This window comes from Serratia grimesii NBRC 13537, assembly GCF_001590905.1.
Taxonomy (GTDB): domain Bacteria; phylum Pseudomonadota; class Gammaproteobacteria; order Enterobacterales; family Enterobacteriaceae; genus Serratia; species Serratia grimesii.
The window spans coordinates 188,078-194,077 of record NZ_BCTT01000008.1; the positions used below are offsets into that span (position 1 = coordinate 188,078).

The 6,000-nt window shown below is 52.4% G+C and carries 5 protein-coding genes; all 5 read left to right on the forward strand.

The annotated features are described in order from the left end of the window. The first annotated feature begins 110 nt into the window (after positions 1–110). The gene (gene aspA / locus SGR01S_RS11700; RefSeq protein WP_061807521.1) at positions 111–1,547 is read left to right on the forward strand and encodes an aspartate ammonia-lyase; all 1,437 of its coding nucleotides are present in this window, start codon (positions 111–113) and stop codon (positions 1,545–1,547) included. Positions 1,548–1,796: 249 nt separating this feature from the next. Then, positions 1,797–3,098, forward strand: a complete 1,302-nt coding sequence (locus SGR01S_RS11705; RefSeq protein ID WP_037425903.1) for an anaerobic C4-dicarboxylate transporter — start codon at positions 1,797–1,799, stop codon at positions 3,096–3,098. 125 nt (positions 3,099–3,223) lie between these two features. After that, complete coding sequence (gene cutA, locus SGR01S_RS11710; RefSeq protein ID WP_037425900.1) at positions 3,224–3,547, forward strand: divalent cation tolerance protein CutA; 324 nt, start codon at positions 3,224–3,226, stop codon at positions 3,545–3,547. Then, the gene (locus tag SGR01S_RS11715) at positions 3,523–5,229 is read left to right on the forward strand and encodes a protein-disulfide reductase DsbD (protein ID WP_061807522.1); all 1,707 of its coding nucleotides are present in this window, start codon (positions 3,523–3,525) and stop codon (positions 5,227–5,229) included. Before cutA ends, SGR01S_RS11715 begins: the two co-directional genes overlap by 25 nt. Before the next feature lie 40 nt (positions 5,230–5,269). After that, on the forward strand, positions 5,270–5,845 hold the full coding sequence (gene dicD / locus SGR01S_RS11720) for a division control transcriptional repressor DicD (RefSeq protein ID WP_037425894.1): 576 nt from the start codon (positions 5,270–5,272) through the stop codon (positions 5,843–5,845). Positions 5,846–6,000 lie beyond the last annotated feature (155 nt).

Genomic DNA, 6,000 nt, shown 5'->3' on the forward strand with positions numbered 1-6,000 from the left:
CTGGGCAGCAACGGGCACTATGGTTAATCGTTTCACGCCTGAAGCCTTCGGCAACATAATTTGGTTACCTGACAATTAATTAATTCGGCAGCAATTTAAAGAAGGTTCTCATGTCAAATAACATTCGTATCGAAGAAGACCTGTTAGGAACACGTGAAGTCCCCGCAGAAGCCTATTACGGTGTTCACACTCTGCGTGCGATTGAAAACTTCTATATCAGCAACAGCAAAATTAGCGATGTGCCCGAATTTGTTCGTGGCATGGTGATGGTAAAAAAAGCCGCAGCGATGGCGAACAAAGAACTAAAAACCATTCCGCGTAAAATCGCTGATGTCATCATCCAGGCCTGTGACGAAGTGCTGGATAAAGGCAAATGCATGGACCAGTTCCCGGTAGACGTGTTCCAGGGCGGCGCAGGCACTTCTCTGAACATGAACACCAACGAAGTACTGGCGAATATCGGTCTGGAATTGATGGGTCATCAGAAAGGGGAATATCAATACCTGAACCCTAACGACCACCTCAACAAATGCCAATCCACTAACGACGCCTACCCGACCGGTTTCCGCATTGCAGTTTACGCCTCCAACCAAAAGCTGATCGACGCCATCAACCAACTGCGCGAAGGTTTTGACCATAAGGCCAAAGAATTTGAAAACATCCTGAAAATGGGTCGTACCCAGCTGCAGGATGCCGTCCCTATGACTCTGGGCCAGGAATTCCACGCTTTCAGCGTCCTGCTGAAAGAAGAAACCCGCAACCTGCATCGCACTGCTGAGCTATTGCTGGAAGTGAACCTGGGCGCCACCGCGATTGGTACAGCGCTGAACACCCCTGAAGGTTACCCACAATTGGCAGTCCAGAAACTGGCAGAAATCAGTAATCTGCCGGTGGTGCCAGCCGAAGATTTGATCGAGGCCACCTCAGACTGCGGCGCTTATGTGATGGTACACAGCGCACTGAAACGCCTGGCGGTTAAACTGTCTAAAATCTGTAATGACCTGCGCCTGCTGTCTTCAGGGCCACGCGCCGGCTTGAACGAAATCAACCTGCCGGAACTGCAGGCGGGTTCCTCTATCATGCCAGCCAAAGTGAACCCGGTTATCCCGGAAGTGGTCAATCAGGTGTGTTTCAAGGTGATTGGCAACGACACTTGCGTTACCATGGCGGCCGAAGCAGGCCAATTGCAGTTGAACGTGATGGAGCCGGTCATTGGCCAGGCCATGTTTGAGTCTATCCATATCCTGACCAACGCATGCTATAACCTGCTGGAAAAATGCATTAACGGCATCACCGCGAATAAAGAAGTGTGCGAACACTACGTCTTCAATTCTATCGGTATCGTCACCTATCTGAACCCGTTCATTGGCCACCACAATGGTGACATCGTCGGGAAGATCTGCGCCGAAACAGGTAAAACCGTACGTGAAGTCGTATTGGAACGCGGTTTGCTGACTGAAGCCGAGTTGGATGACATCTTCTCCGTGGAGAACTTGATGCACCCGGCCTATAAAGCCAAACGCTATACGGATGAAAATGAACAATAGCAGATACACCCGGTAGCCAAAAAGGCACGCTAAATCCCCTGGATAGCGTGCCTTTTTACTTTCCATCGCCCACAAAAATTTAACTTTTTATTTTCAATTTACACCCAAAATAATTGGGGCTACATCAAGGCGGCAAGAGAGTGAATCCCGAGGCGCTTACTCAAGTAAGTGACTGGGGTGAGTACTGGTAGCCAACGCAGATGCGGCATCAAGAATGAAGGGCAAAGCTCATTTTAAGGAGTAGACACTATGTTAGCCGTAGAATTGGTTATCGTTCTGCTGGCCATTTTTTTAGGGGCCAGGCTGGGCGGTATCGGAATTGGATTTGCAGGCGGTCTCGGGGTTTTGGTCTTGGCGCTGATTGGCGTGAAGCCCGGTAGCATCCCTTTCGACGTGATTTCTATCATCATGGCTGTAATTGCCGCGATCTCAGCAATGCAGGTCGCTGGCGGTATGGATTATTTGGTGCAGCAAACTGAAAAACTGCTGCGCAAGAATCCAAAACACATCACGATTTTAGCGCCGATCGTCACCTATTTTCTGACCATCTTTGCCGGTACCGGCAACATCTCCCTTTCCGCACTGCCCGTCATTGCAGAAGTGGCGAAAGAACAGGGCATCAAGCCTTGCCGCCCACTGTCTACCGCCGTGGTTTCCGCTCAGATTGCCATCACTGCCTCACCCATTTCAGCTGCTGTGGTTTACATGTCTTCCGTGATGGAAGGCCACGGTGTCAGCTATCTGCATCTGCTGATGGTGGTAATGCCTTCAACTTTCTGCGCTGTACTGGTGATGTCGTTGCTGGTGAGCTGGCTGTTCGATTCTAAATTGTCTGACGACCCGGTGTACCTGAAGCGCCTTGAAGAAGGCCTGGTGACTCTGCGCGGCAACAAGGTAATGGAAATCAAGCCACGTGCCAAAGTCTCTGTGTTGCTGTTCCTGCTGGGTGTGCTGTGCGTGGTCGCCTACGCCATCATCAACAGCCCAGGCCTGGGCCTGGTAGCAAAACCCTTGATGAACACCACCAACGCGATTTTGATCATCATGCTGAGCGTAGCCACCCTGACGACGCTATTGTGCCGCGTCGATACTGATTCCGTGCTGAACTCCAGCACCTTCAAGGCCGGTATGAGCGCCTGTATCTGTATTCTGGGCGTGGCTTGGTTGGGTGATACTTTCGTGCAGGCCAATATTGACTGGATCAAAGAGACAGCAGGCAGCGTGATTCAATCACACCCATGGCTGCTGGCCGTGATCTTCTTCTTCTGCTCGGCGCTGCTGTACTCTCAGGCGGCCACTGCCAAGGCGTTGATGCCAATGGCGCTGGCACTAAATGTATCGCCACTGACCGCCGTAGCGTCTTTCGCCGCCGTCTCCGGTCTGTTCATCCTGCCAACCTACCCAACACTGGTCGCGGCAGTGCAGATGGATGACACCGGCACCACGCGCATCGGGCGCTTTGTATTTAACCACCCATTCTTTATTCCGGGCACCATCGGAGTGATATTAGCGGTGCTATTCGGTTTCCTGCTTGGTAGCGTAATGCTGTAATGCGTTCACCGGGGCTTACCGCCCCGGTTTCCCCCAACCCTGCCCCACTGGCGATAAACTCGCCTTCTAGCCGACCGTCCTTCAAGGTATAGTGCCCACTGATAATTTGGATGAGAGGGCCGAAGATGTCTGATTGCGAAGCTATCGTCATACTCTGCACCGCACCCGATGAAGCCACGGCACAAGACCTGGCAGCCCGGGTCTTGGGAGAAAAGCTGGCGGCTTGCGCCACGCTGCTACCCGGCGCATCATCGTTGTACTACTGGGAAGGGAAACTGGAACAGGAGTACGAAGTGCAAATGCTGTTCAAAAGCGATCGCCACCACCAAGACGCCCTGCTCAACTACTTGAAACAACATCACCCGTATCAAACGCCCGAGCTGCTGGTGCTGCCGGTGATGGCTGGAGATAAAGACTACCTGTTATGGATCAACGCCTCATTAAATTGATATTTCTGCTTTGCAGCCTGTTTTTTTTGCCACAGGCGGCTCAGGCATCGTTGTTCACCCAAAATGGTGGCAGCCAATTCGTGCCCGTCGATCAGGCTTTTGCCTTTGATTTTAAGCAGCAAGACCACCAGCTCACGCTAAACTGGCAAATCCGCCCCGGATATTACCTGTACCGCCAGCAGATCAAACTGGTGCCACAGCAAGCGACGTTAGGGGCCTTTAAGCTGCCCGCCGGGCTGAGTCATAAAGATGAGTTCTTCGGCGAAGTGGCTATTTTCAAACAACAGCTTATTCTGCCCATACCCTTACAGCATGCGGTCAGTGGTGCCAGCCTGAGTGTAACTTATCAGGGCTGCGCCGAAGCGGGTTTCTGCTACCCACCGGAAACGCGGGTGATCCCTTTGGATGCCGTAAGTACCGACACCGCGCCACCTGCCGTTGCGCCTGAAGCACCTGCACCAGCCAGTCTGCCATTCTCCCCTCTGTGGGCACTGCTAATTGGTATTGGTATTGCCTTTACCCCCTGTGTACTGCCGATGTATCCGCTGATTTCCGGCATCATCCTTGGGCGTGAAAAACCGCACAGCAGTGGGCGCATACTGGCGCTGTCCGTGGTGTATGTTCAAGGTATGGCGCTCACCTACACCCTGCTGGGTTTAGTGGTTGCCGCTGCCGGGCTACAGTTCCAGGCAGCACTGCAACACCCGTATGTTCTCATCGGGCTGTCGATACTGTTTATCGCATTGGCATTGTCGATGTTCGGTCTGTATTCGCTGCAATTGCCTTCTTCACTACAAACACGACTGGCGGGCTGGAGCAACACCCAACAAGGCGGTTCGTTACCTGGCGTATTCCTGATGGGCGCGCTGGCTGGGCTGATTTGTTCTCCGTGCACCACTGCGCCGCTCAGCGCTATCCTGCTGTACATTGCCCAGAGCGGTAACATGTGGGCTGGCGGAGGTACGTTGTACCTCTACGCATTAGGCATGGGTATTCCACTGGTGTTAGTGACGCTGTTCGGCAATCGCCTGTTGCCGCGTAGCGGTCCATGGATGCAGTATGTCAAAGAAGCCTTTGGCTTTGTGATCCTGGCGTTGCCAGTATTCTTGTTGGAACGCGTCATTGGCGACTTGTGGGGGCTGCGGTTGTGGAGCCTGCTCGGCCTGGCGTTCTTCGGTTGGGCATTCACGTTAAGTCTGAAAAATTCCCGCGGCTGGGTGCGCGCGTTGCAATTACTGCTGCTGGCAGCGGCGGTGATTACCGCACGCCCGCTACAAGACTGGGCGTTTGGTGCCAACAGCGTACAACAAGCTACAGTGCAACATTTGAATTTCACGCGTATTAATAATGTAGAAGAGCTCAATCTTGCGCTACAACAAGCGCAAGGGAAGCCAGTAATGCTGGATCTATACGCAGATTGGTGTGTAGCCTGCAAGGAGTTCGAAAAGTACACCTTCAGCGATACAGCGGTTCAGACAACACTTTCCAATACAGTGCTGCTGCAAGCCGATGTGACCGCCAACAATACTGATCAGGTCGCGCTTCTCAAACACCTAAAAGTCTTGGGATTACCGACAATTCTGTTCTTTAATGGTGCGGGACAAGAGTTAACAAACCAACGAGTAACCGGATTTATGAATGCAGCGGCGTTCAACGCGCATTTGCAGAAAGTGGTGCAATAAATAACACTGAAATTCAGAACCGAATTTGGAGGGAGCACAAGTGCAACGTGAACATGTTCTTGATACGGCACTGGGGCTGTTGGAACAACAGGGCCTGGCGACCGCCACATTAGAAATGTTGGCAGATAAACTCGACGTGCAACCGAGTGACCTGAAGCGATTCTGGCCGGATCGCGAAGCATTATTGTATGACTGCCTGCGTTATCACGGTCAGCAAATTGACACTTGGCGCCGCCAATTATTATTGGACGAAACCCTAAGTCCACAACAAAAGCTGCTGGCGCGCTATGACGTTCTGGAAGAATACGTCAAACATGACCGCTACCCAGGTTGCCTGTTTATTGCCGCCTGCAGTTTCTTCCCAGAGGTGGACCACCCTATCCATCAGTTAGCGGAACAACAGAAGCTGACATCGTTGGATCTGACCCGTGATCTACTGCGTGAAATGGACGCCGATGACGCCGATATGGTGGCACAGCAGATGGAGCTGATTCAGGAGGGTTGCCTGAGTAAACTGCTGGTAAAACGTCAGCTACAGGACGTATCTGTCGCGAAGCGACTGGCGGAGGACATCTTACAAGTGGCCCAGTGTCGCAGGAACGGGGCATTAAGCTAAACTCACTCGTGGCGGCACACTGCCGCCGCCGAACGCTGACAGTCTTGGTGCAATTTTCATGCCCTTTGACCGAAAAGCCAGCAACCAGACGCGTTTTACCTGATTTCGTTGATAAAGCCGTTGACTGCCTTCGACCAATACGGTTTAATGCTGCG

Bases quoted from the DNA above. Each gene is read 5' to 3' on its own strand.
- cutA (WP_037425900.1), top strand. From the start codon at position 3,224: ATGTCTGATTGCGAAGCTATCGTCATACTCTGCACCGCACCCGATGAA.
- SGR01S_RS11715 (WP_061807522.1), top strand. From the start codon at position 3,523: ATGGATCAACGCCTCATTAAATTGATATTTCTGCTTTGCAGCCTGTTT.
- SGR01S_RS11705 (WP_037425903.1), top strand. From the start codon at position 1,797: ATGTTAGCCGTAGAATTGGTTATCGTTCTGCTGGCCATTTTTTTAGGG.
- aspA (WP_061807521.1), top strand. From the start codon at position 111: ATGTCAAATAACATTCGTATCGAAGAAGACCTGTTAGGAACACGTGAA.